The sequence below is a fragment of the Cupriavidus sp. 01L415 genome, assembly GCF_056400065.1.
On sequence record NZ_JBFTSP010000002.1, the window covers coordinates 381,909 to 405,518 of the forward strand.

Consider the following 23,610-nt stretch of genomic DNA (forward strand, 5'->3'; position numbering starts at 1 on the left):
CACGGCGCGCTGCGTCTGAGCAAGATCGACCGATCCAGTACTCAGTGCGAACAATTCGTGCTTGCCTGCTTGCAATTCACTCCGCTCCGCGACGCGGAAACGGGACAAAGCGAAGCTATCATCGACACTGTTCAAAGGAGTTTCCCGAAGATATGGTGATGCATCCCCGATGCCCAAAAGTCCAGCAAGGTGCCTTCGAGCCGAAATCCGTCCCGTTCGTGAAAGGCCACCGCGGCGCGTTGGGACTCTAAATCGCCGACATCCAGGTAGCACTTCCGGCACCCTAGTCCGCGAAGCTCCTGTTGCGCCGTAGCGAACAGTCGTGTTGCTATGCCCCGTCGTTTGAACTTCGGTGAGATGTACAGCCACGTTAACCACCAAATGTCTCGGGCGCCCCACGCATCAGGCCGGTAGCCGGTGACGCCTACCAAGCCATGCTCCATTTTCGCCACGAGGAAGTGGCCCGATGCGGGAAGGCGTTCCGCTACGTGAACCAGTTGATAGTCTCTCTCGAACGAAGGGACGAGATGGGGATCGTTGTCTCTCACGATCATCTTCAGCGGTTCGATGTCGTCAGGCGCTGATGAACGAATGCAGATGACAGGGTTCACCGCTTTGCTGCTCATGACGGTCTCCAATGATGTAATTCCTGATGGCTTGTGCGGAAAGCTGATCGATTCGGGCGAACGTCGGACAGTCTTGTAGTAGGCTGCTGCCGATCCCCAGCACCCGCATTCCAGCTACTCTTGCCGCAAGGGCGCCTAATTCAGAATCTTCGAGCAGGACGGCGTTCCCAGGAGCGATGCCAAGCGCTGCCAGCATCCGCACCAGTCGGTCCGGATACGGCTTGGGGCGACCTGCATCGAGACCATCCGACACGTAAGAAAAGAAGCTGCTGATGCCGACCGCGCTGATCACCTCTCGCGCAACACTGCTTGCTGAGTAGAGCGCTATGGCATAGCCACCCGCCTCAAGATCCCTTAACAGTTCTCTCGCGCCTGCCACGAGCAAACGGGACGAATCCTGCATGACTGATGCCCTATACAGCGCCGCCTTCCGTGCGATAAGCCTCGCCTGGACTTCACATGGCAATGCTTCACCCCCGAACAGGTGATTTATGGTTTCCTGCCTCGAGCGACCGCGAATGCCGTCGAGCAGTACGTCCTCAACGAGGATGCCCGCCACTTCGATCGAGGCCTGGCGCCAGGCCTCGAGATGGAAGTGGTGTGTTTCCACGAGCACGCCGTCCAGGTCGAAGACCACCAGGAGGTTGGGTTGCATCTCAGCGCCGCCGATCGAGCCAACCGGCCTGCACGCACATTTCGGTGGCGGAAAACTTGACGCTGCCCGTGTAGCGGATTTCTATCCCGAGGCGCTTCGCAACAGCCAGCTCGGCACGCAGCAGAGGCGAGCGGGAATCGACGTAATCTAAACCCTTCGCGAAGATCGCAGGCCGCACGACCTCAAGGACTGCCGCTGCAGTTTCGGACTCCGATATGCCGACCCGGTCCACTATCCGCAATGCCCCGACCAGATCTGCGCGCTGCTCAGCGGTGAAGATGGGCCGACCGCCGCCCTTGTTGACGAACATATCTGCAGTGATCGTCACCACGAGCATGCTCCCAAACGTCTTTGCCTCTCGGAAGTGCAGGAGATGACCGTAATGAAGCGGGTCGAAGCATCCATGGCAAAGCACCACCTTCCCTGCTGATGGCGTTGTGCCAATCTCGTGTGCGAGCTGGGCAATATCGCGTGCGACACGCGAGGTTCCGATCTCGTTTTGGCGCATTGTCCCTCCTGAAAGGGAGCCTCGACGTGTGAACGCCGATATTGAAAAATACAGATATGTCGACAATTAACTGAGCTATTGAGTTCGGTTGATATTTTTTCATATCTAGGTGAATGGTATTAATATCGCTCCTGCGTTTCCATTTAGGCAGGCTCTGGGATATCAAACGTTATTGGGGTCTCGAGTTGACAGGTTCGGAGCAGTACAGCGTCGCAAGGTCGGGCGGCCGAGCACATATACCAAGCGCACGCGATCGTCGATGATCGCCTCGATTCGGAACTCCGAAGGTGGAATGCAATACATGTTGGCGCGTCCATACGCGGCGCCGGTCACCAGCGCCTCCACCGCAAACCAGAAATCCTCATGCACTTCGCGTGACGGAGCGGGGAAGTCAAGAATCGTACCGGCAGTGGTTCGCGGCTGCCAGATGACTGTGTAGCCAACTTCCGCCGCCCAATGGGTGACTGCAAAGTAAGTGGAACGACGGTGGGCGTCCGTCACACCGAAGGCCGAAGCCGCGTGTGGCGACACGAAGCAGGCCGCCAGAGTTGCAGCCGCCACGATCCTGCGTGACGTGCTTGATTTCATACCGTGCATCCTGATCGGAAAAGACAAACATAAGTCATTAAAGCTGGCGCCATCTTTCCTTTTGAATAATCCATTGACCTTGGTACTTGAATCCTACGAGCTGGTGGAATGATCTCCCAATGCGTCGAGATATTTATTCCCGTTGTGCCTAAATGATCTTGATTTCTGTCTTTATTTTTAATGTGATGAAATGTTGCGAATCAAAACGCAAATAGGCAATCAAAGGAATCAATCTTGATGATGGTGGGAGTAACGTTAGCGCCCAGCTTCCTTGACTTTTGCGGCCATCGATCTACATCCAACGTCGAGTATTTATGTCTGAATTTGATCGTACGTGCGACTTGCGGATTGTTGAAGCGCGCTTGCAACGAGTGCTCAGTGATGGCACAGCTACGCCTGTTGCAGGATTCTGTCTCCGGGGACTGTATAGAGATTCAAGTTCCCACTTGAGAGCCTGGCTTGGCAGAAGACGAGAAGCATTTTCAACATCGATCAGGACCTCTAACGTTTGCAGCGTCATATGGCGGGCCGACCAAGGCTCAAGTCATGGCGCCTTCTTGAGGCGTGATGAGGTAGGTCGAAACAGAGGGCTGATATCGGTTCGTCCTTCCTCAGGACTATGTCGCGGTAGGCTGCGCATCCGGCAGCCGCGTTCACTCGTTTAGGAGATGCTCCATGTATGAAGATCGGTACTATCGGCCGCTGGTGAATCGCTTCTGCCCGAATGCCTCACCTAGCGGGAGAGTGCATGCGTAGCAGACCAGGCAGGGCTAGGATGGATTTGCGTCATTTGCAGTGCTTCCTGGCCGTCGCAGAAGAGCTTCATTTCACGAGGGCGGCCGAGAGATTGCACATTGAGCAGTCGCCGTTATCTCGTGCCATCAGGGAGCTGGAAAAGCTGATCGACGCCAAAAAAGCCGTCGCTCAGAGCAAGTCTCCCGCGCTTGAGAAGCAGCGCGAGAAGCGCCGCCTGACCGCTGCCAAGACCTTCGGCGAGATGACCGGGAAGTGGCTGGCGGGCGCCCGGATGGCCGACAGCACCAAGGCGATGCGCAAGAGCATCGTTGATCGGGACATCTTGCCGGCCTTCGAGAATCGCCAGCTCAACGAAATTGCCTCCGACGACCTGCGAGCCTTGTGCAACAAGGTGAAGGAGCGCGGCGCGCCCGCCACCGCAGTGCACATCCGCGACATCGTGAAGCAGGTTTATGCCTTCGCCATCTTGCACGGCGAGAAAGTGGAGAACCCTGCCGCTGATGTGGGGGCCGCGTCGATCGCGACCTTCGTGCCGAAGGATCGCGCCTTGTCGCCGCTTGAGATCCGCCTGATGGCGCGACAGATGGAATCGGTGGCGACCTATCCGACCATCCGGCTGGCGTTACGCATGATCCTGCTGACGCTGGTGCGCGAGAGCGAACTGATCCAAGCCACTTGGGATGAGGTTGATTTCGAGAACGCGACCTGGACCATTCCGAAGCAGCGGATGAAGGGGCGCAACCCCCATGTCGTCTATCTGTCGCGCCAGGCGCTCGACATCTTCGTGGCACTGCACACGTGTGCGGCCGGTTCCAAGTTCGTGCTGCCGTCGCGCTATGACGCCGACCGCTGCATGTCGAACGCCGCGTCGCGTCCGCCTCGAGGCGTGTTTCGTCGCCGGTGCGAGCCTGACCAGCGAATTTCCCCGATTTTTCCACCAGACTAAAGAGTGTTTTCCGCAGGGGCTATTTCCTTTCGGCGCGCGGAAATATAGCGTTCAGTCATTCGTATTCGCACGCCACAAAGGAGACCATGCAAACGTCACAGCCATTCATCTATGAGGCGAATGCGGCTCGCGTCGTGTTCGGTGCGGGCACGTCGGGGCGGGTTGCAGAAGAGGTCGAGCGGCTTGGCGCCGCGCGGGCTTTGGTGCTGTGCACCCCCAACCAGGTAGCGGATGCACAGCGCATTGCAGACCTGCTGGGGGCCCGGTCGGCTGGCATCTTTGCCGGCGCCGTCATGCATGTGCCGGTGGAGAGTGCGCGCGAGGCGGTGGCCCGTGCGCACGCGGCCGGTGCCGACTGCGCCGTGGCCATCGGCGGCGGCTCGACCACCGGCCTGGGCAAGGCCATCGCGCTGGAAACCGGCATGCCGATCGTGGCGATTCCCACCAGCTACGCGGGCTCGGAGATGACGCCAATCTACGGACTCACGGAGGCCGGCCTGAAACGAACCGGCCGCGACCCGCGCGTACTGCCGCGCACCGTCATCTACGATCCGGCACTGACGGTAGGGCTGCCGGTGGGGCTGAGCGTGACCAGCGGACTGAACGCGGTGGCGCATGCGGCCGAAGGCCTCTATGCCCGCGAAGCCAACCCGGTAATGTCGATGATGGCCGAGGAGGGTATCCGGGCCCTGGCCAGCGGCATCCCCGCGGTCTTCCGCAAGCCGGCCGATCTCGACGCGCGTGCCCAGTGTCTCTACGGTGCGTGGCTGTGCGGCACCGTGCTCGGCAGCGTCGGCATGGCGCTGCACCACAAGCTGTGCCATACGCTGGGCGGCAGCTTCAATCTGCCCCATGCCGAGACCCACACGATCGTGCTTCCCCATGCCATGGCGTACAACGCCGCCGCGGCACCCGAGGCGATGGCGCGCATTCAACGGGCCATCGGCGTGACGGATGTTTCGGCGCCGGCCGCATTGTTCGATCTGGCTGCGCGTCATGGCGCACCCGTCGCGCTGCGCGACATTGGCATGCGGGAGGAGGACCTCGATCGCGCCACCGACATCGCGCTGGCCAACCCCTACTGGAATCCCCGCCAGATCGAGCGTGAGCCGATCCGCGCCTTGCTGCAAGCCGCCTACGACGGTGTGCGGCCCGCATGAGGGCATGCCTCCCGTGACACCCAAACAAGAACCTGGAGCGAGACCATGAAGATTGGCTTTATCGGAACCGGCAAGATGGGCTTGCCGATGGCGCGCCATCTGGCGGCGGCTGGAAACGACGTCCTCGTCCATGACGTGGCGCCCGCACAAGTCGCGGCGGCGCGGCAGGCCGGCCTTTCCGTGGCGGCGTCGCTCGCCGAAGCGGTTGGCGAGGCGGAAGTCGTATTCAGTTCCATGCCGCACGATGCCGCCTTCGCAGCCGTTGCCGCGCAGGTGGCCGCCGCGGCCAGGCCGGGCGCGCTCTATATCGACACCAGCACGGTCTCGCCCACGGCGTCGGCCGAGGCTGCCGCTGCATTGGCCGCGCGCGATATCGGCTACCTGCGCGTCACCGTATCGGGCAACAACCACATGGCCGAGGCGGCGAAGTTGACGGCACTGGTGTCCGGCCCGAAATCCGCCTATGAGCGCGTCCGGCCTTTGCTGGCTGCGCTCGGACCGGCCCAGTTCTATCTTGGCGAGGGGGAGGAAGCGCGCCTGATGAAACTGGTCGTGAATCTGCTGATCGCGCTGACCAGCGGCATGTTGGCCGAGGCGCTGATGCTGGGCAAGAAGGGTGGTCTGGACTGGGCGGCCATGTGGGAGGTGATCAATGCCAGCGCCGTGGCGTCGCCGATCGTCAAGGCAAAGTCGGCGCAGCTGGCCGTGCACGACTACACGCCCACGTTTACGGTGGACCAGATGCTCAAGGACGTCGGGCTGATCCTGGACGCGGGCGCGCAGTTGCGTGTGCCGATGGGCCTGACGGCCTTGTTCGGCCAGATGCTGCAGGGTGCCGCCGCGCAGGGCATGGCTGGTGACGACTATGCTGCGGTGATCAAGTCGGCGGCGCTAGCTGCCGGCGTGAGGGCGGCCTAGGGATTGCCCGGACCGGACGTCGTCCGGTCTTCGCCGAGCGATCCGCGCTGGCTACGAGGTCCACTTGCGCTCGTAGTCCATGCGCTGGAAATGGCCGACCAGGAACTCGATGAACAGCCGCACCCGTGCCGGCAAGTGATGCCGGTTCTGGAAGGCGATATTGACGGTCAGCCTCGGCAAGTCCCAGTCATCGAGCACGGGGATCAGGCGGCCCGCGACGATGTCGTCATAGAGGATGTATTTGGGCTGCACCAGGATGCCCATGCCTTCGAGTGCCGCCGCGCGCAGCACCTGGCCGTCGTTTGACTCCATCTTGCTGCGCACCGACACCACGCGTTTTTCGCCATCGCGCGTAAACGCCAGCTCATTGGGGCGGTTGGCGTACGCGTAGATCATCATTTCGTGATCGACGAGGTCTTCCACGCTGCGCGGCGTGCCCTTGCGATCCAGGTAGCGCGGCGACGCCGCCAGCACGCGCCGGGTCTCCGCCAGCCGTCGCACGGTCAGGTTGGAATCGGGCTCGAACTCGCGTGTGCGGATCGCCAGGTCGATACCGCTGTCCATGATGTCGTAATAGCGGTTGGCGGTCAGGATATTGACGCTCACCTTTGGATAGAGCTCGGTGAACTCGGGCATCAGCGGCGCCAGATGCTTCATCGAGAACGACAGTGACGCGGTGATGGTCAGCATGCCGCTGGGCTCCAGCACGGTGGCGCTGACGTCGGCTTCCGCCTCTTTCATCTCCGCCAGCACTCCCTTGCAGCGCTTGAAGAACTCCTCGCCCACCTGCGTCAGGAACAGCCGGCGCGTGTTGCGCTCGATCAGCCGTGCGGAGAGCCGTTGTTCCAGCGCGCTCAGGTAGCGGCTGGCCGCCGCGTTCGAGATCTCCAGGCTTTCGGCGGCCTTGGTGATGCTGCCGAGCTCGGCGGTTTGTACGAACAATTCGATTTCGGTCCAGCGGTCCATGCCTTGTCTCCGCCTCCTTTCGGTGTGCGGGATTCTCCCGCGCAGTGGAAAGAAGATTTTCTTGTACGTCGTTTTTTTCCGCTTTTGGCGAGTATAGACTGCCTCGGTGCTCTCGCGGCAATCGTTTGCAGCAAGCGATGCCGGGCACGCAAAAACTACGAAAGCGCCTGGAAAGGCGATGAATGCGAAGGCGGCTGAATCAGTGCCAGCCACCGGGCCAAAGGAGACAAATGGCATGACGCGTACCCTGATTCGCGGGGCGACGCTCGTCACGATGGAGCCCGCCCATGGCGAGTTCGTCGGCGACCTGCTGATCCACGGCGAGCGTATCGCCGCCATCGCGCCGCATATCGACGCCCCCGATGCCGAGCAGATCGATGCGCGCGGCTTTATCGTGGCGCCCGGTTTCATCAATGCCCACATGCACACCTGGCAGACCGCGCTGCGCGGCGTGGCAGCCGGGTGGACGCTGACGGAATACTTCCGGCAGATGCATGCGGGCCTGGCTACGCGCTTCACGCCCGAAGACATCCACATCGCCACCGAGGTCGGCGCGTGGAACCAGCTCGACTGCGGCACCACCACGCTGGTGGACTGGTGCCATAACAATCCCACGCCCGCCCATAGCGATGCCGCGCTCGACGCGCTGGAGCATTCCGGTATCCGCGCCGCCTTCCTGCACGGCTCGCCCAAGCCGGACCCGAAGCCCGGCGTGGCCCCGTTCTGGGAAACCCCGCATCCACGCAGCGAAGTCGAACGTCTCGCCCGGCGCTTGCAGGGTTCCAGCCTCGTGAGCCTGGGTCTGGCGATTCTCGGCCCGCACTATTCGACGATGGATGTGGCGCTGCACGACTTCTCGCTGGCGCGCGAGTTCGGCCTGCTGGCCAGCATGCACCAGGGCGGGGGCGCCGCGCGTACGCCCGATGGCTGGGAGCGGCTCGAAGCCGCCGGCCTGCTCGGCCCGCACATCAACATCGTGCACGGCAACAACCTGAGCGATGCGCAACTGGCGCGCTTTGTCGATGCGGGCATGAGCTTTTCGCTGACGCCGGAGAACGAGCTGACGCAGGGCCACGGCTTTCCCATCACGGGCCGGCTGCGTCGACTGAGCGCGGCACCCTCGCTCGGCGTGGACCTGGAACCCGGCCTGTCCGGCGAGATGTTCGTGGCGGCGCGCATCGCGCTGGGCATCCAGCGCGCGCTGGACCATGCCGCTTACCGCGCGCAGCACGGCGAGATTGCCGCCCGGCATGAGGTGAGCTGCCGTGACGCGCTCGAATGGATCACGATGGCCGGCGCGCGCATGCTCGGCCTGGCCGACCGCATCGGCTCGCTGGCCGCGGGCAAGCAGGCCGATCTGGTGTTGATCGACGCGCGCCGGCTCAACATGATGCCGCTGCACGATCCGGTCAGCGCCGTCGTGATGCAGGCCAGCCTGGCCAATATCGACAGCGTGTTCGTGGCCGGCGTGGCTCGCAAGCGCGGCGGCCGCCTGCTGGTCGACGGGCTGCCGGCGAGGCTGGAGACGCTGCGCGCCTCCGGCGAGCGCCTGCTTCACAAGCACGCCCACACGCCCGCCCACGCATAAGGAGAGACCATGAACGCGATCACCGACATGACACCGCTGTTCGAGATGCGCGGCATCTGCAAGGGCTTTCCGGGCGTCAAGGCGCTCGACGACGTGTCCTTCGCGATCTACCCCGGTGAAGTGCACATGCTGCTCGGCGAGAACGGCGCGGGCAAGTCGTCGCTGATGAAAGTGCTGTGCGGCGTGTACGTGGCCGATGCCGGCGAGTTCTATCACAACGGGCAGCGCGTTACCGTCACCCGCCCGGCCGATACCATGCGGCTCGGCATCGCCGTGATCTTCCAGGAGTTCTCGCTGGTGCCGTACCTGGACATCGCGCAGAACATCTTCCTGGGGCGCGAGCCGCGCGGACGCGTGCCGGGCTCGGTCGACCACGCCAGGATGCATGCCGAAGCTCGCCGCCTGCTCGATATCCTCGGCATGGACCTGAGCACGCGTACGCCCGTGCACCGCCTGGGCGTGGCCCAGCAGCAGATGGTCGAGATCGCCAAGGCGCTGTCGCAGGATGCGCGCATCCTGGTGCTGGACGAACCGACCGCGGCGCTGTCCGACCGCGAGACCGAGAAGCTGTTTTCGGTGATCGGCAAGCTCAAGGCCGAAGGCGTGTCGATGATCTACATCTCGCACCGCATGGCCGAGGTGTTCGCCTTGGGGGACCGCATCACCGTGATGCGCGACGGCCGCAAGGTCGGCAGCTACTTGCCGGGCGATGCCACTCCCGATGAGCTGGTGGCCCGCATGGTGGGCCGCAAGGTCGACATGAGCTACAGCCGCGAGCGCGGCGGGCCCACCGGCGACCTGGCGCTGGAGATGCGCGGCGTCAGCGCCGACAACGGCATCGAGGACATCAGCCTGCAGGTGCGCGCCGGCGAGATCGTCGGCCTGGCGGGACTGGTGGGCTCGGGCCGCAGCGAGGTCGCCCGGGCCGTGTTCGGTGCGGACCCGATCCGTCACGGCGAGATCCGCATCTTCGGCAAGTCGATGAAGGGCGGCCCGGACAAGGCGCGGGCGCTGGGCGCGGCGCTGATTCCGGAGAGCCGCAAGACCGAGGGGCTGGCCCTGATCCGCACTGTGCGCGACAACCTGCTGCTGGCCGGACTGCGGCGCGCCTTCCCGGCCCACTGGTATCGCAGCGGCAAGGCCGAAGCGCTGGCCACGCGCGAGATCGGCCGCCTGCGTATTGCTACCCCCGGTGGCGACCAGCTTGCGCAGTTCCTCTCGGGGGGCAACCAGCAGAAGATCGTGATCGGCAAATGGCTGATCGCCGAATCCAGGCTGTTCATCTTCGACGAGCCGACCCGCGGCATCGACGTGGGCGCCAAGGCCGAGATCTTCGCGCTGATCGACGGGCTGGTGAAGGAGGGTGCCGCGGTGCTGCTGATCAGCTCCGAGTTGCCGGAGATCATCAACGTCTGCGACCGCACCTATGTCATGCGCGAAGGCCGCATCGCCGGCGAACTTGCGCATGGAGACATGACCGAGGAAAGCATTTTGCAACTGGGGATGAACGATGCCTGATATGCCTGATACCCGCGCCCTCCCGCGCGCCGTGGCACTGCCGATGGCGCCGGCACTCGGCAAGCTGCCCGGATCGGTCTGGGTCCTGCTGTTGCTGACGCTCGCGTTTGCCATTGGCGGCGATGGCTTCCTGAGCACGGCCAACCTGCTCAACGTCGGCACGCAGTCCACCATCCTGCTGCTGATCGCCTTGCCCATGACGCTGATCATCATGACGGAAGGGTTGGACCTGTCGATGGGCGCCGTCCTCACGCTGTGCGGCGTGGCGCTGGCCATGGTGATGGTGGCAACCGGCTCGCTGTGGCTGGCGGTGCTCGCGGCGCTTGGCGTCGGGCTGCTGTTCGGCTTGCTCAATGGCGCGCTGGTGGCGGGCCTGGGCATTCCGCCCTTCGTCGCCACCCTCGGCACGATGGGCGTGGCGCAGGGGCTGTCGCTGGCGGTCACGGACGGCCAGAGCGTGGTGGGCATCGGCGACACCATTCCGCTGCTCTACGCGGGTGAGTGGCTCGGTATTCCGGTGCCGATCTGGATCGCCGGCGCGTTCTACGGCCTGTTCCACTGGCTGCTCTACCGCACCCGCTTTGGCATCAATGTGTTCGCCCTCGGCGGCAATCGCGAAGCGCTCAAGTTTGCCGGCGTGCGCGTCAACCGCTGGCTGATCGCGGTGTACGCACTGGGCGGCGTGATGGCGGGCGTGGCCGCGCTGCTGATGACCGCGCGCATGAACGCCGGTCATCCCACGGCGGCCATCGGGCTGGAGTTCGATGCCATCGCCGCGGTGGCCGTGGGTGGCACCACCTTTGATCGCGGCAATGGCTGGCTGCCGGGCACGGTGCTGGGCGTGCTGGCGGTGGGCGTGCTGCGCAACGGCCTGAACCTGGTCGGCGTGCAATCGTCGATCCAGGTGGCGGCCATCGGCCTGCTGGTGCTGGTCGTGCTGCTGATCGAGTCCTTCAAGGGGAAAGCATGAATACCGTCATCGCCCGGGCGCCGCTGTCGGCTGACGCCCGCTCCTTCGCTTACCGCGTATTCGCGCTCGGGCTTCTCTGCGTGGCGCTGGCGGTGGCGTCGGACGCCTTCCTGACGCTCGGCAACCTGCTCAACGTGCTGCGCCAGGCCAGCTTGTTGTTCCTGCTGGCCTCCGGACTGACGCTGGTGATCCTGACCGGCGGTCTCGACCTGTCAGTGGGGGCCAATGTCGCGATGTCCGCCTGCCTGGCGGCGAGCGTGATGAAGGCCACCGGCTCGACGATGCTTGGGGTAGGGGTTGGCCTGGGCAGCGGCGTGCTGATCGGCCTGGGCAACGGCCTGCTGGTGGCGGCGCTGCGCATCCCGCCCTATATCGCCACCTATGGGATGCTCTGGGTGTTGCACGGCCTGACCTACTGGTTCATGGCCGGGGACACCATCCACGGCTTCGCGCCGGCGTTCCGCGCCGTCGGCAGCGGCTATCTGTGGGGCGTGCCGATTCCGGTCTTCCTGATGCTGGCCTTCCTGGTGGCCGGCACGGCGATCTCGCAGAAGACCACCTACGGGCAGGAAATCTACGCCATCGGCGCCAATCCCGTCGCCGCCAGGTTGTCCGGCGTGCCGGTGGCGCGCCGGCTGGTGATGGTCTATGTGGTGAGCGGCGCCATGGCCGGGCTGGCCAGCCTGGTGTTCCTGGCGCGCCTGAACTCGGCCGAGGGCGATATCGGCGAGACGCTGACCCTGCCCGCGATTGCCGCGGTACTGATCGGCGGCACGTCGCTGTTCGGCGGCGTGGGCCGGGTTTCCGGCACGCTGGTGGGCGCCATCATCCTGACGCTGTTGCTCAATGGCATGAACCTGCTCACCGTCAGCGCCAACTGGCAGCCGCTGGTGACCGGCGTCATCGTCGTGCTTGCTGTCTTCCTGGACACCCTGTCGCGGCGCCGGCTGGGTACCAGGTAAGCGAAATTGCAGCAACGCCGGCAGACCACATGCCGGCGCTATTCGAAAACCAAGGAGACACCCTATGCAATCGCACAAGCTGAAGCCGTTCGCCGCCATGCTGGCACTCGGGCTGCTGGCCACGCCGGCCGCCCATGCCGACGGCGAGAAGATCGCCGTCTTTACCAAGAACCAGACCAACCCGTATTTCCAGGTGCTGCGCCAGGGCGCGGATGCGGCGGCAAAGAGCATGAACGCCAAGGTCACGCACTACATCCCGACCAAGCCGGACAGCATTCCCGAGCAGATGAGCCAGATCGAGGACGTCATCGTCAAGAAGCCGGATGCGGTGGTCTTCGTGCCGGTGGACTACAAGGCCATGGCGCCGGGGGTGAAGAAGATCAACGCGGCGAACATCCCGGTGGTCAACGTCACGGATCGCAGCGATGTGGGCACCTTTGTGTCCTTCGTCGGCGCCAGCGACTACGAACTCGGCCTGAAGACGGCCACGCACCTGTTCAAGTCGATGGGCGGCAAGGGCAATGTGGTGCTGCTGGAAGGCGTCAAGGGATCGCTGACCAACACCGATCGCGTGCGCGGCGTGCAAGACGCGCTGAAGGCCTTCCCGGCGGTCAAGCTGGTGGCCACGCAACCCGCGAACTACCAGCGCCTGCAGGCCCTGCAGGTGATGGAGAACCTGATGCAGTCCTACCCGCAGATCGATGCCGTGTTCGCCGCCAACGACGCCATGGCCATCGGCGCCATCGAGGCGCTGCAGGGGGCCAACCGCAAGGCCCTGGTCTCCGGCATCAACGGCACCAAGGAAGCGATCGACGCGATCAAGGCCGGCACCATGCTGGCGACCGGCGACTACAACGGCTTCGCCCAGGGCTGCCTTGGCACCATGGCGGCGATCCGCAAGCTGCGCGGGCTGCCGGTGAAGCAAGACATCGTGCTGCCGGCCGCCGTGATCGACAAGACCAACTATCAGCCGCTCGACGTGCCTGTCGACAAGCGCACCTGTCCGCGCTGGGAAGACGGCGCGAAGGCGTAGAGGCACTATCAAAATGATTCTGGCGTCGTTGCGCGGCCTTGCCGTACCACTTGTACTGTCTGCGGCCGCGCCCTTGCAGGGCGCGCATGCGCCAGTAGGCGCATGCCGCTACGCAGGCGGATCGCGTGCGATCCGAAACCCCTGCTTCGCCCTAGCCAGAACCGCTATCGCTTCATTTTGATGGCGCCTCGTAAAACTGAGGAAAGCAATAAGAGAAAGGAACACCATGCGAAATCTCAATGAAGAGACCATTACCCAGGCGGTGCTGGCACGCAATGCCGACATGACGGATCGCCGCTTGAAGACGGTCATGACCAGCCTGATCCAGCATCTGCACGCGTTCGCCAGGGAGGTCCGGCTGACCGAGGAGGAGTGGGCCGCCGGCATCCAGTTCCTGACCGACGTCGGCCATACCTGCAACCCGAGCCGGCAGGAGTTCATCCTGCTGTCGGATACGCTGGGCCTGTCGACGCTGGTGACCGCGCAGAACCATCGCAAGCCCCAGGGCTGCACGGAGGCCACGGTGTTCGGCCCGTTCTACGTCGACGATGCGCCCGACTACGCGCTCGGCGCCGACGTCGGCAACGGCATGGCGGGAGAGCCGTGCTATGTCAGCGGCAATGTCCGGAGCATCACGGGCGAGGCAGTGCCGGGCGCCAAACTGGAAGTCTGGCAAGCCGATGCCGAGGGCTTCTACGATGTGCAGAAGGCCGGGCGCACGAGCGCTCAGGGACGCGGCACGCTGCACGCCGACGCGTCCGGGCACTATCACTTCAAGACCATCGTCGCCGAGTGCTATCCGATTCCACACGACGGCCCGGTCGGGCGCATGCTCGAAGCCATGGGGCGGCATCCGTGGCGCCCCGCGCACCTGCACTTCATGATTTCGGCCCCCGGATATGAGACGCTGGTCACGCATGTGTTTCGTGACGGCGACACCTATCTGGACTCCGACACCGTGTTCGGGGTGCGTTCGTCGCTGGTAGCGGACTGGGTGCGCCACGACTCTGGCACGACGCCAGACGGCACCCGGTCAGACAACCCCTTCTACACGCTCGATTTTGACTTCGTGCTCAATCCCGCCCAACCGGCAACGGCAAACCAGTAAGGAGGCAGTGCCATGCTTTACGTATTCCATCTGATCGACAAGCCCGGCGTTGGCGACTTGCGCCTGCGCGTGCGCCCCGACCACAAGGCCTACCTGCGCGCGGTGGAGAACCAGATCGCTTTCGCCGGCCCGCTGCTGGCCGAGGACGGCGAGACCATGGTCGGCAGCCTGCTGGTGATCGACTTCCCGTCGATCGAGGCGGCGCGCCGCTGGCAGGCCGAAGAGCCGTTCACGGTGGCGGGCGTCTATGCCACCAGTTCGGTTCATGCGTTCAGCAACATGTGGCCGCAACGCGCCGGATTCCCTGCGGCGTAAGCCGGTTTCTCTCACCAACACCACGTCAGGCAGCGTCAGCCAGGGAGGCCATTTTGCCCATCGTCAAACATATCGTGATGTGGAACCTGCGCGGAGACAGCGAGGGCGCGAAGCGCGATGCCATCGCGCGGCTCAAGGGCGCTTTCGAAGGGCTGCGCGGCCGGATTCCCGGCTTGCGGCACCTGGAGATCGGCGTCGATTCGAGTCGCGTCGACTACGCCTGCGACGTCGTCCTGTACTCGGAGTTCGAGTCGCACAGCGCCCTGGAGGCCTACGCGACCCATCCCGAGCATCTGCGCGTCAAGCGCGAGCTGGGCGACCTGCGCATCGCCAGGCACCAGGTCGACTACGACGGCACCGTGGCGCATGCGGAGCAGGGAGGGGCGTTCATCGCCGCGCCGCTAGTGGACTGACAGATCCACGCAAAGGAGAGAGATCGTGAGAGTTGCTGTAGCCGGGTTGGGATGGTGGGGCAAGCAGATCATCCGCACGTTGAGCAAGAGTGCGAAATTCAAGGTGATCGTGGCCGTGGACCCGATGGCGACGGAGGAAGCCCGGCAGTTCACGCGCGAGTCAGGCGTGGAACTCGCCGCCGATCTGGCGGAAGTGCTCGGACGGGCCGATATCGACGGCGTTATCCTCGCCACCCCGCATGCATTGCACGAGGAGCAGGTGCTGTCGGCGCTGGAAGCTGGCAAGGAGGTCTTCTGCGAAAAGCCGCTGGCCATGACCACGGCCGGCGCGCAGCGGATTGTCGAGGCCTGTGCGCGCCAGCGCAAGGTGCTGGGAGTGGGGCACGAGCGCCGCTTCGAGCCCGCCATCGCCGAATTGATGCGGATGGTGCGCGCTGGCGAACTTGGGCGCCTGCTGCATATGGAGGCCAATGTCAGTCACGATCTGTTCCGCAAGCTCGATCCGTCGAACTGGCGCCTGGACGCGAAGCATGCGCCCGCCGGCATGATGACGGCGGTCGGCATTCACATCACTGACGTCTTCGTCGCGCTGGCCGGCGGGGCCAGCAGCGTGCGCGCGCGCACCGAGTCCCTGATCTTCCCCGAGCCCGTGCGCGATTTCACCACCGCCACCATCGCCTTCGCTTCGCGTGTGCAGGCCACGATCAGCCTCCTCTCGGTCACGCCGTTCCATGGGCGCATCGCGGTGTTCGGTGACAAAGGCTGGGTGGAAATCGTGTCCGAAGGGAATGTCGATCAGGGTCTGCCCACTCGCCTGACGCATTGCAGTGGCACTGGCGTACCTCGCACGGAACGCATGTATGAGGCGACCGATGCGGTGCTGGCCAACTTCGAGGCCTGGGCCGACGCGGTGGCAGGCAGCGGGACCTACCCGTTCACGGCCGGCGAGCTGGTGGACAACATCAGGCTGCTGGAGGCGATTGTGGAATCCAGCGAGCGTGGCGGCGACGCCGCCGCGCCTTAAGAGCAATGCCGTTGCTCCAGGCAAGGGCAGTGGAGCGCCGCTACGCTCCCTTCTTTCCGGTCCGCGCCGCAGGCTTCTGGAACTTCTCGACCAGAAAGTCGATAAAGGCCCTTGTGCGCGCCGTTTGATTCCGGCGTTGGGGGTAATAGACGAAGAGATCGGCGGACGGCAGCGTGAAGTCTGGCAAGACCACCCTCAGCCGTCCGCTTTCCAGATACTTGGCCAGATCCCATTCCGACCGGATCAGGATTCCGTGGCCATCGAGCGCCCAGCCTAGGACGATGTCGCCGTCATTGCTGGACAGCGCGCCATCAACTTTCACCACTTCCGTTTGCCCCTGGTGAACGAACCGCCACACGCCGTGGGCGCTATCGTTCTGCCGGTGAATGATGCAGCGATGATCCGCCAGGTCAGCGAGCGTCGTCGGCGTTCCAAATTTGTCGAGGTAGACCGGGGATGCGCAGAGGAAGCGACGGTTCGACATGACACGCCTGGCGCTCAGGCGCTTGTCGGGTAACGTGCCGAACCGGATCGCGAGGTCGTAGCCGCTCTCGACGAGATCCACCGGTTTGTCCGTGACCTCCAGTTGCACTTCGACGTTCGGATAGCGCCTGGAAAAATCCGAAACCAGCGGGGCGATGACGGTGCGGCCGAAACCCAGCGTGGCATTGACGCGCAGGAGGCCATGTGGCGCCGCGCCGCTGCTCGATACGGCGTCCTCCATTTCACGCAGATCCGCGAGGATCCTCGTCGCATAGGCCAGATAGGTCTCGCCTTCGTTGGTCAGGCTGATGCTGCGCGTCGTGCGATTGACGAGCCGCACCCGCAGCCGGGCCTCCATGAGCGCCAGCCGCTTGGTGGCCGCGGGCGGCGTCAGGTCGAGCTCGCGCGCCGCAGCCGACAGGTTGCCGAGCCGGGCCACCAGCACGAAGAACTCCAATTCGGACGCAAGGTCAGTTTTCACTTTAAGTGAATTATCTTGTGAATTTTGGTTCATTCTAGTTCAAGGTCTTGCGCCTAATCTACCGATTCCCACAGCTCACGCATCGCCGCGCCGGTGCATCAGGAGACACACCATGAGAATCGTCGAGATTCGCGAAAAGACCTTTCCGATCAGCTCGCCCATCCGGAATGCCTATATTGACTTCAGCAAGATGACGCTGAGCCTTGTGGCGGTGATCACCGACGTGATCCGGGATGGCAAGCCCGTCGTTGGCTACGGCTTTAACTCGAACGGCCGCTACGGCCAGGGCAAGCTGATGCGCGAACGTTTCATCCCGCGCCTGATGGAAGCCGATCCCGAGTCACTGCTCGACGCCACGGGAAATAACCTCGATCCCCACAAGATCTGGGACACCATGTTCAAGAACGAGAAGCCGGGCGGCCACGGCGAGCGTTCCGTGGCGATTGGCACGATCGACATGGCGGTCTGGGATGCCGTGGCGAAGATCGAAGGCAAGCCACTCTTCCAGTTGCTGGCGGATCGCTACGGGAATGGCACGCCCGATCGCAAGGTTTTCGTGTACGCGGCCGGCGGCTACTACTACCCCGGCCAGGACTACAGCAAACTCAAGGACGAAATGCGCAGCTACATCGATCGTGGCTACACCGTCGTCAAGAAGAAGATCGGCGGGGCGTCGCTGGATGAGGATCTGCGCCGTATCGACGCCATCCTCAGCGTGCTGCAGGACGGCCAGAAGCTGGCGGTCGACGCGAACGGTCGCTTCGATCTCGATACCGCGATCCAGTACGCCAAGGCGCTGTCGCAATACGACCTGTTCTGGTACGAGGAGCCGGGCGACCCACTGGACTTCGAGCTGCAGGCGACGCTGCGCAACTACTACGACAAGCCGATGGCGACCGGCGAGGACCTGTTCTCGATGCAGGACGCGCGTAACCTGATCCGCTACGGCGGCATGCGCCCCGACCGCGACTGGCTGCAGTTCGACTGCGCGCTGAGCTACGGCCTGGTGGAATACCTGCGCACGCTCGACATGCTGAAGCAGCACGGCTGGTCGGCAAGCCGGTGCATTCCGCACGGCGGCCATCAGATGTCCCTGAACATCGCCGCGGGCCTGGGCCTGGGTGGCAACGAGAGTTACCCCGATCTCTTCCAGCCGTTCGGTGGCTTCCCCGATGGCGTCAAGGTCGAAAAGGGCTACCTGACCATGCCGGACCTGCCGGGCATCGGCTTCGAGGGCAAGGCCGATCTCTACAGCGTGATGCAAGAGATGTCGGCCTGAGGCTGCCGAACGTCAAAAACCACAATGGAGACAACCATGTTGAACAAGCAAGCGGCATCCTGTGCGGTCACGCTTTGTATTGCGGGCGGGGCATTCTGTGCTTCGGGTTCGGCGAATGCGGAGTACCCGGAGAAGCCGGTCACATTGGTTGTCCCGTTCGTGGCCGGTGGCCCGAGCGACAAGATCGCGCGTGATGTCGCGGAGGCCATGCGCAAGACCCTCGGGCAGACCGTCGTGGTGGAGAACACGGCTGGCGCTGGCGGGACGATCGGAACGGCGCGTGTTGCCCGGGCCGCGCCGGATGGGTACACGCTGCTGGTACACCACATCGGATTGGCGACGGCACCGTCGCTCTACAAGAAACTCGGCTACAAGACTGCCGACCTGGAGTTTCTCGGCCTGGTGAATGAGGCGCCTTCGACCCTGATCGGCCGGCCCAGCCTTCCGCCGAACGCGCTGCCGGACCTCCGCAAGTTCATTGCGGAGAACGGTGGAAAGCTGAACCTCGCCAATGCCGGCGTGGGATCGGCTTCCCATCTTTGCGGCCTCATGCTGCAAAGCGCGTTCAAGAGCAACATGACCTTTGTGCCGTACAAGGGGACGGCCCCCGCCATGTCCGACATCATGGGTGGCCAGGTCGACCTGATGTGCGAGCAAGCCACGAACAGCACCCCCCAGATCGAGGCCAAGAAGGTGAAAGCCTACGGCGTAACGAGTGCCCAGCGCTCGCCGGTGCCGGCGCTGGCAAGCATTCCAACCCTCAACGAAGCGGGGCTGACGGGATTCAACTTCACCGTCTGGCACGGTCTCTACGCGCCGCGCGGGACCCCACCGGCGGTGCTGGCAAAGATCAACACGGCCCTCCGGGCGGCACTGAAGGATCCGGCCCTTATCCAGCGTGAAGAAGCGCTAGGCGTGACGGTGGTCAGCGACGATCGACTCTCGCCGGCTGGGCACAGGAAGTTCTTCGAGGGCGAGACCAGTCGCTGGTCGAAGATCATCCAGGACGCGGGCATTCAGCCGGAGTAACGGTTTCTTCCCGGGCCGGTGTCGGGGAAGCCCGATGGCGGCCATACGAGCACGCATCAGCCGATGCGCGCTACGTGGGCAGCGTGGCCGCTTTCCCCCAGGCATCCCAGCAACACATCGAACGCGGGGCCGATGTCTTCCTCGGGCACGCATGCGTACCCGAGCAGAAGTCCTCTCTGCACCGGCGTGCCCAGGTAGTACCGCGACAGCGGCCGCACCATGATGCCCTTTGCGCGCGCCGCCGCGGTGATTGCCACGTCGTCGGCCTCGTCGGGCAGGCGCAGCACCAGATGCAATCCGGCATTGCTGCCTTGCGCATTCAGCGCGCCGGGCCCCAGGTAGCGCTCGATCAGCGCGGCCAGCACGGCCCGCCGCCGGGCGTAGAGCGGCCGCATGCGGCGGATATGCGCGGCATAGTCGCCGGCCTGCATGAACTCGGCGACGGTGGCCTGCGTCATCAGATGGCCCGCACGATAGAGCTCGGCATGGGCGGTCTGGAACGCGCCGGCCAGTTCGCGCGGCAGCACGAGGTAGCCCATGCGCAAGCCCGGATACAGCGTCTTGCTGAACGTGCCGATGTAGATGACGGGCGCGTCGGCTTCCATCCCTTGCAGCGAAGGAATCGGCTGCCCGGAAAAGCGGAACTCGCTGTCGTAGTCGTCCTCGACAATCCAGCTGCCGTGCTGGCGCGCGAACTCCAGCAGCGCACGCCGGCGCTTCAGGCTCATCACCGCACCCAGCGGATACTGGTGCGACGGCGTGACGAAGATGAATCGCGGCGCGGGCTCCGTTCGTCCGGACAGGCGGCCCGCGTCGGCCTCCGGCAGCGTCAGCCCTTCATCGTCCACGGGCATCGGCACCATGCCGATATCGCTGACTTGCAGCACGCCGCGAATGCCCCAGTAGCTTGGTTCTTCCACCCATGCCTGATCGCCCGTCGACCCCAGCAGGCGGACCACCAGGTCGATGGCCTGGTGGATGCCCTCGGTGATCAGCACCTGTTCGGCATCGCACCGCACCGACCGCGCCACGCGCAGATGTGCCGCCACGGCCTCGCGCAAGGCGGGCAGGCCGCCGCCGTGGCCATAGCTGAGCCATTCCGGTGGCGGCTGGCGCCAGAGGCGTGCGGAGATCTGGGCATAGCGCCGATGCGGAAACCGCCGCAGATCCGGCACGCCCGGCATGAAGGCACCCCATTGCGTGGGCGAGGCCGACGCATTGGCCAGCAGTTGCTGGCCCCGGGGCGAAAGGCCGGGCATCGCCCGCGGGCCCGCGTCGGTGATCGCTGCCGCTGTGGCGTTCAGATAGCTTTCCGGTGCCGTGTCGGCCACAAAGGTGCCACTGCCCGTGCGGGCGCGCAGGTAGCCTTCGGCCAGCAGCTGTTCATACGCGTACATCACCGTATTGCGCGACAGCCCGAGTTCGGCGGCCAGGTCGCGCTGCGGCGGCAGCCGCGTGGCCCGTGGCAGGCTGCCATCGAGGATGGCGCCGCGAATGCACTCGTAGAGCCCCCGGTTCAGGGGCTTGCCGAAAGCCCCGAGCCCCTCGGGGCCCAGGCGCTGGAGCAGGAGGTCACCGCAGATCGACTTCAATTGGCACCATTGGATTTATGAAAGTGGCGCTGGATTGTAGGGCCAAATCTGATTGAAATGCACGACATCGCTGTGCAATCGCCAGCGAGTCGTCCGTACGTCGTGTCGTCCAGGCGCCGACCTGCCATCACCGCTCCATGATCATGAAAAACATCGAACTGAATCAACGCCGTTCCCTTGCCACGCCACGCGGTGTCGGCGTGATGTGCGACTTCTACGCGGACCGGGCCGAAAACGCGACGCTGTGGGATGTGGAAGGCCGTGCCTATACCGACTTCGCCGCCGGCATCGCCGTGCTCAACACCGGCCATCGCCACCCGCGCATCATGCAGGCCATCGCGGCGCAGCTCGAACGCTTTACCCACACCTGCTACCAGGTGGTGCCGTACCAGAGCTATGTGTCGCTGGCGGAGCGCATCAACGGGCTGGTGCCCATCAAGGGGCTGAACAAGACCGCGCTGTTCACGACGGGCGCGGAGGCCGTGGAGAACGCCATCAAGATCGCGCGCGCTCATACCGGCCGCGCCGGCGTGATCGCGTTCTCGGGCGCGTTCCACGGCCGCACGTTGCTGGGCATGGCGCTGACGGGCAAGGTGGTGCCGTACAAGGTGGGCTTCGGTCCGTTCCCGTCGGACATCTATCACGCGCCGTTCCCGAGCGCGTCGCACGGCGTCACCACCGAACAGGCGCTGTACGCGCTGGACAACCTGTTCAAGTCCGATATCGATCCGCAACGCGTGGCCGCGATCATCGTCGAGCCGGTGCAGGGCGAGGGCGGCTTCCAGCCCGCGCCGGCGGACTTCATGCGCGGCCTGCGCGCCATCTGCGACAAGCACGGCATCGTGATGATCGCCGATGAAGTGCAGACCGGATTCGGCCGTACCGGCAAGCTGTTCGCGATGTCGCACTACGACGTGGAAGTCGACCTGATCACGATGGCCAAGAGCCTGGCCGGCGGCATGCCGCTGTCCGCCGTGTGCGGCCGCGCAGCCATCATGGACGCACCGCTGCCGGGCGGCCTGGGCGGCACGTATGCCGGCAACCCGCTGGCCGTGGCGGCCGCGCACGCCGTCATCGACACCATCGCCGAAGAGCAGCTGTGCGAACGCGCCGAGGCGCTGGGCGCGCAACTGCGGCAACACCTGGACGGCCTGCGCAAGCAGTGCCCCGCGCTGGCCGAAGTCCGTGGCCTGGGGTCGATGATCGCGGCCGAATTCCGCGATCCCGCCACCGGGGCACCCAGTGCCGACCACGCGAAGCGCGTGCAGAGCCGCGCGCTGGAAGCCGGGCTGGTGCTGCTGACCTGCGGCACCCATGGCAACGTGATCCGCTTCCTCTATCCGCTGACGGTTCCGCAAGCCCAGTTCGACGCCGCGTTGGCGGTGCTGACGCAGGCGCTGGCCGAATAGGCGGGCCACGCCACACGCAACCACCAGGAGATTGCCGGGCACCTTGACGGTGCTCCGGCACCAGGAGACACGACCGGCCCCGCACGCACCGGCCACACCATAACCAATCCGGTGCGTCATCCACGCAAACTTCGCGGTATCGAAGGGGGCGGAAGGGGTTCGCGTCGAAGACGCCGCAATGCCAGTGGCACACATATTGCGGACGAAAGAGGGCCATTCCCGACAGTCATCGGGGCTGGCCATCATTCGAAACAACGAGGGTACAGACATGCGTTTCTCTTCTTTCCGGGCACTACTTTCCATCACCATGCTAGCCGCGTCGTCGCTGGCGTCGGCGCAAGGTCCGCGCGACTGGCCCACGCAGCCCGTGCGCATCGTGGTGCCATTCCAGGCGGGCTCCGCCACCGACCTGATCACGCGTCAGCTGGGCGCGGGTCTGGGCAAGGAGTTCGGCCAGAGCTTCGTGGTGGAAAACCGCCCCGGCGCGGCCGCCATGATCGGCAGTGAAGCCGCCGCGCGGGCCCCAGGCGATGGCTATACGCTGCTGATGTCCGGGCCGGCCTCGATGGTGACCAACCGGTTCCTGTACAAGAAGCTGAGCTACGATCCGGACGCGTTCGAGAAGGTTGCGGTGGTGGCGATCACGCCGAACATCCTGCTTTCCAGTCCGTCGCTGCCGTTCAAGACGCTGCCTGAGATGGTGGCCTATGCCAAGGCCAATCCGGGCAAGCTGAGCTACGCATCGTTCGGCACCGGCACCACGTCGCATATCGCCGGTGAAATGCTGAAGGCCGTGGCAGGCATCGACATCGTACACGTGCCATACAAGGGCGCTGGCGAGGCGATTCCCGCGCTGCTGTCGGGCCAGGTGTCGATGTACTTCGACACCATCATGACCGGTCTGCCGTTTGTGAAGTCCGGCAAGCTGCGCGCGCTGGGCATGTCCACCGCGAAGCGTTCGCCGCAGGCGCCCGAGATCCCGACCATTGCCGAGCAAGGCTATGCAGGTTTCGATATCGCCCCGTGGTACGGTATCGTCGCGCCCAAGGGCACGCCGGCCGATGTGGTCAACAAGCTCAATGTGTCGATCAACAAGCTGCTGACCACGCCGGACTTCCGCGAGAAGCTGGCCGTTACCGGTGCCGAACCGCGCGGCGGCAGCGTCGGCGATTTCACCGCCATGATCAACGCGGAGATTCCGCGCACCGAGAAGCTCGTCAAACAATCCGGCGTGGCCCTGCAATAAGCGGCATATCGCAATCCCGTGGCGCCGTCCGGGGCGC

The 23,610-nt window shown here is 64.4% G+C and carries 22 protein-coding genes and 1 pseudogene; 16 read left to right on the top strand and 7 right to left on the bottom strand.

The features are described 5' to 3' along the window. Nucleotides 1-131: 131 nt before the first annotated feature. From AC1DOX_RS07015 to AC1DOX_RS07030, 4 genes are all read right to left on the bottom strand, one after another. Nucleotides 132-626, bottom strand: a complete 495-nt coding sequence (locus AC1DOX_RS07015; protein ID WP_441614773.1) for a GNAT family N-acetyltransferase — start codon at nucleotides 624-626, stop codon at nucleotides 132-134. Then, complete coding sequence (locus AC1DOX_RS07020) at nucleotides 574-1,281, bottom strand: HAD family hydrolase (RefSeq protein WP_441614771.1); 708 nt, start codon at nucleotides 1,279-1,281, stop codon at nucleotides 574-576. The genes AC1DOX_RS07015 and AC1DOX_RS07020 overlap by 53 nt, the downstream gene beginning before the upstream one ends. 1 nt (nucleotide 1,282) lies before the next feature. Then, entirely contained in the window at nucleotides 1,283-1,789 is a 507-nt protein-coding gene (locus AC1DOX_RS07025; RefSeq protein ID WP_441614769.1) for an adenylyltransferase/cytidyltransferase family protein, read from the bottom strand. Nucleotides 1,790-1,951: 162 nt separating this feature from the next. After that, nucleotides 1,952-2,377: a hypothetical protein gene (locus AC1DOX_RS07030; protein WP_441614767.1), complete on the bottom strand. Its 426-nt coding sequence runs from the start codon at nucleotides 2,375-2,377 to the stop codon at nucleotides 1,952-1,954. 775 nt (nucleotides 2,378-3,152) lie between these two features. Here AC1DOX_RS07030 and AC1DOX_RS07035 point away from each other — a divergent pair. From AC1DOX_RS07035 to AC1DOX_RS07045, 3 genes and pseudogenes are all read left to right on the top strand, one after another. After that, nucleotides 3,153-3,998: pseudogene (locus AC1DOX_RS07035) on the top strand (tyrosine-type recombinase/integrase); the annotation flags it as partial. A gap of 167 nt (nucleotides 3,999-4,165) precedes the next feature. Then, the gene (locus AC1DOX_RS07040) at nucleotides 4,166-5,239 is read left to right on the top strand and encodes a maleylacetate reductase (protein WP_441614765.1); all 1,074 of its coding nucleotides are present in this window, start codon (nucleotides 4,166-4,168) and stop codon (nucleotides 5,237-5,239) included. Between the two features lie 45 nt (nucleotides 5,240-5,284). Continuing rightward, nucleotides 5,285-6,157: an NAD(P)-dependent oxidoreductase gene (locus AC1DOX_RS07045; protein ID WP_441614764.1), complete on the top strand. Its 873-nt coding sequence runs from the start codon at nucleotides 5,285-5,287 to the stop codon at nucleotides 6,155-6,157. Nucleotides 6,158-6,208: 51 nt separating this feature from the next. Here the strand turns inward: AC1DOX_RS07045 and AC1DOX_RS07050 are convergent, their stop codons facing one another. Beyond that, nucleotides 6,209-7,123: a LysR family transcriptional regulator gene (locus AC1DOX_RS07050; RefSeq protein WP_441614762.1), complete on the bottom strand. Its 915-nt coding sequence runs from the start codon at nucleotides 7,121-7,123 to the stop codon at nucleotides 6,209-6,211. A gap of 235 nt (nucleotides 7,124-7,358) precedes the next feature. Between AC1DOX_RS07050 and AC1DOX_RS07055 the strand changes: the two genes are divergently transcribed. The 9 genes from AC1DOX_RS07055 (at nucleotide 7,359) to AC1DOX_RS07095 (ending at nucleotide 16,054) form a co-directional block, all read left to right on the top strand. Then, nucleotides 7,359-8,711, top strand: a complete 1,353-nt coding sequence (locus AC1DOX_RS07055; protein WP_441614760.1) for an amidohydrolase family protein — start codon at nucleotides 7,359-7,361, stop codon at nucleotides 8,709-8,711. Nucleotides 8,712-8,720: 9 nt separating this feature from the next. Then, nucleotides 8,721-10,229, top strand: a complete 1,509-nt coding sequence (locus AC1DOX_RS07060; protein ID WP_441614758.1) for a sugar ABC transporter ATP-binding protein — start codon at nucleotides 8,721-8,723, stop codon at nucleotides 10,227-10,229. Nucleotide 10,230: 1 nt separating this feature from the next. Beyond that, nucleotides 10,231-11,199 (top strand): ABC transporter permease, encoded by a 969-nt coding sequence (locus AC1DOX_RS07065; RefSeq protein ID WP_441614756.1) that lies wholly within the window; start codon nucleotides 10,231-10,233, stop codon nucleotides 11,197-11,199. Next, the gene (locus tag AC1DOX_RS07070) at nucleotides 11,196-12,161 is read left to right on the top strand and encodes an ABC transporter permease (protein WP_441614754.1); all 966 of its coding nucleotides are present in this window, start codon (nucleotides 11,196-11,198) and stop codon (nucleotides 12,159-12,161) included. The genes AC1DOX_RS07065 and AC1DOX_RS07070 overlap by 4 nt, the downstream gene beginning before the upstream one ends. Before the next feature lie 64 nt (nucleotides 12,162-12,225). Beyond that, complete coding sequence (locus AC1DOX_RS07075) at nucleotides 12,226-13,194, top strand: sugar ABC transporter substrate-binding protein (protein ID WP_441614752.1); 969 nt, start codon at nucleotides 12,226-12,228, stop codon at nucleotides 13,192-13,194. A 226-nt stretch (nucleotides 13,195-13,420) separates the two neighbouring features. Beyond that, complete coding sequence (locus AC1DOX_RS07080; protein ID WP_441614750.1) at nucleotides 13,421-14,302, top strand: intradiol ring-cleavage dioxygenase; 882 nt, start codon at nucleotides 13,421-13,423, stop codon at nucleotides 14,300-14,302. A gap of 12 nt (nucleotides 14,303-14,314) precedes the next feature. Next, nucleotides 14,315-14,617, top strand: a complete 303-nt coding sequence (locus AC1DOX_RS07085) for a YciI family protein (protein WP_092133900.1) — start codon at nucleotides 14,315-14,317, stop codon at nucleotides 14,615-14,617. A 53-nt stretch (nucleotides 14,618-14,670) separates the two neighbouring features. Continuing rightward, nucleotides 14,671-15,030: a Dabb family protein gene (locus tag AC1DOX_RS07090; RefSeq protein WP_092133898.1), complete on the top strand. Its 360-nt coding sequence runs from the start codon at nucleotides 14,671-14,673 to the stop codon at nucleotides 15,028-15,030. Nucleotides 15,031-15,055: 25 nt separating this feature from the next. Next, nucleotides 15,056-16,054 carry a Gfo/Idh/MocA family protein gene (locus AC1DOX_RS07095; protein WP_441614747.1) on the top strand — a complete coding sequence of 333 codons (999 nt, stop codon included), beginning with the start codon at nucleotides 15,056-15,058 and terminating at the stop codon, nucleotides 16,052-16,054. Between the two features lie 40 nt (nucleotides 16,055-16,094). Here AC1DOX_RS07095 and AC1DOX_RS07100 read toward each other — a convergent pair whose 3' ends face one another. Beyond that, entirely contained in the window at nucleotides 16,095-17,018 is a 924-nt protein-coding gene (locus AC1DOX_RS07100; protein ID WP_441615053.1) for a LysR substrate-binding domain-containing protein, read from the bottom strand. A 112-nt stretch (nucleotides 17,019-17,130) separates the two neighbouring features. Between AC1DOX_RS07100 and AC1DOX_RS07105 the strand changes: the two genes are divergently transcribed. Together AC1DOX_RS07105 and AC1DOX_RS07110 are read left to right on the top strand one after the other, a co-directional pair. Beyond that, complete coding sequence (locus AC1DOX_RS07105) at nucleotides 17,131-18,297, top strand: mandelate racemase/muconate lactonizing enzyme family protein (RefSeq protein ID WP_092133892.1); 1,167 nt, start codon at nucleotides 17,131-17,133, stop codon at nucleotides 18,295-18,297. 36 nt (nucleotides 18,298-18,333) lie between these two features. Beyond that, nucleotides 18,334-19,326, top strand: a complete 993-nt coding sequence (locus AC1DOX_RS07110; RefSeq protein WP_441614745.1) for a tripartite tricarboxylate transporter substrate-binding protein — start codon at nucleotides 18,334-18,336, stop codon at nucleotides 19,324-19,326. A 56-nt stretch (nucleotides 19,327-19,382) separates the two neighbouring features. On the opposite strand, the gene pdxR is transcribed toward AC1DOX_RS07110, so the two are convergent. Continuing rightward, nucleotides 19,383-20,918, bottom strand: coding sequence for a MocR-like pyridoxine biosynthesis transcription factor PdxR (pdxR, locus tag AC1DOX_RS07115; RefSeq protein WP_441614743.1), 1,536 nt, complete (start codon nucleotides 20,916-20,918; stop codon nucleotides 19,383-19,385). A gap of 143 nt (nucleotides 20,919-21,061) precedes the next feature. Here pdxR and AC1DOX_RS07120 point away from each other — a divergent pair, with 143 nt between their 5' ends. Beyond that, nucleotides 21,062-22,327 carry a 4-aminobutyrate--2-oxoglutarate transaminase gene (locus AC1DOX_RS07120; protein ID WP_441614741.1) on the top strand — a complete coding sequence of 422 codons (1,266 nt, stop codon included), beginning with the start codon at nucleotides 21,062-21,064 and terminating at the stop codon, nucleotides 22,325-22,327. Nucleotides 22,328-22,595: 268 nt separating this feature from the next. Then, entirely contained in the window at nucleotides 22,596-23,573 is a 978-nt protein-coding gene (locus tag AC1DOX_RS07125; protein WP_092133883.1) for a Bug family tripartite tricarboxylate transporter substrate binding protein, read from the top strand. The last annotated feature ends 37 nt before the right edge of the window (nucleotides 23,574-23,610 follow it).

Excerpts from the sequence above, each read along its gene's own strand:
- AC1DOX_RS07055 (WP_441614760.1), top strand. The coding sequence starts at position 7,359 with ATGACGCGTACCCTGATTCGCGGGGCGACGCTCGTCACGATGGAGCCC.
- AC1DOX_RS07125 (WP_092133883.1), top strand. The coding sequence starts at position 22,596 with ATGCGTTTCTCTTCTTTCCGGGCACTACTTTCCATCACCATGCTAGCC.
- AC1DOX_RS07075 (WP_441614752.1), top strand. The coding sequence starts at position 12,226 with ATGCAATCGCACAAGCTGAAGCCGTTCGCCGCCATGCTGGCACTCGGG.
- AC1DOX_RS07060 (WP_441614758.1), top strand. The coding sequence starts at position 8,721 with ATGAACGCGATCACCGACATGACACCGCTGTTCGAGATGCGCGGCATC.
- AC1DOX_RS07080 (WP_441614750.1), top strand. The coding sequence starts at position 13,421 with ATGCGAAATCTCAATGAAGAGACCATTACCCAGGCGGTGCTGGCACGC.
- AC1DOX_RS07070 (WP_441614754.1), top strand. The coding sequence starts at position 11,196 with ATGAATACCGTCATCGCCCGGGCGCCGCTGTCGGCTGACGCCCGCTCC.
- AC1DOX_RS07120 (WP_441614741.1), top strand. The coding sequence starts at position 21,062 with ATGAAAAACATCGAACTGAATCAACGCCGTTCCCTTGCCACGCCACGC.
- AC1DOX_RS07045 (WP_441614764.1), top strand. The coding sequence starts at position 5,285 with ATGAAGATTGGCTTTATCGGAACCGGCAAGATGGGCTTGCCGATGGCG.
- AC1DOX_RS07025 (WP_441614769.1), bottom strand. The coding sequence starts at position 1,789 with ATGCGCCAAAACGAGATCGGAACCTCGCGTGTCGCACGCGATATTGCC.
- AC1DOX_RS07030 (WP_441614767.1), bottom strand. The coding sequence starts at position 2,377 with ATGAAATCAAGCACGTCACGCAGGATCGTGGCGGCTGCAACTCTGGCG.
- AC1DOX_RS07050 (WP_441614762.1), bottom strand. The coding sequence starts at position 7,123 with ATGGACCGCTGGACCGAAATCGAATTGTTCGTACAAACCGCCGAGCTC.
- AC1DOX_RS07020 (WP_441614771.1), bottom strand. The coding sequence starts at position 1,281 with ATGCAACCCAACCTCCTGGTGGTCTTCGACCTGGACGGCGTGCTCGTG.
- AC1DOX_RS07065 (WP_441614756.1), top strand. The coding sequence starts at position 10,231 with ATGCCTGATACCCGCGCCCTCCCGCGCGCCGTGGCACTGCCGATGGCG.
- AC1DOX_RS07015 (WP_441614773.1), bottom strand. The coding sequence starts at position 626 with ATGAGCAGCAAAGCGGTGAACCCTGTCATCTGCATTCGTTCATCAGCG.
- AC1DOX_RS07040 (WP_441614765.1), top strand. The coding sequence starts at position 4,166 with ATGCAAACGTCACAGCCATTCATCTATGAGGCGAATGCGGCTCGCGTC.
- AC1DOX_RS07105 (WP_092133892.1), top strand. The coding sequence starts at position 17,131 with ATGAGAATCGTCGAGATTCGCGAAAAGACCTTTCCGATCAGCTCGCCC.
- AC1DOX_RS07110 (WP_441614745.1), top strand. The coding sequence starts at position 18,334 with ATGTTGAACAAGCAAGCGGCATCCTGTGCGGTCACGCTTTGTATTGCG.
- AC1DOX_RS07085 (WP_092133900.1), top strand. The coding sequence starts at position 14,315 with ATGCTTTACGTATTCCATCTGATCGACAAGCCCGGCGTTGGCGACTTG.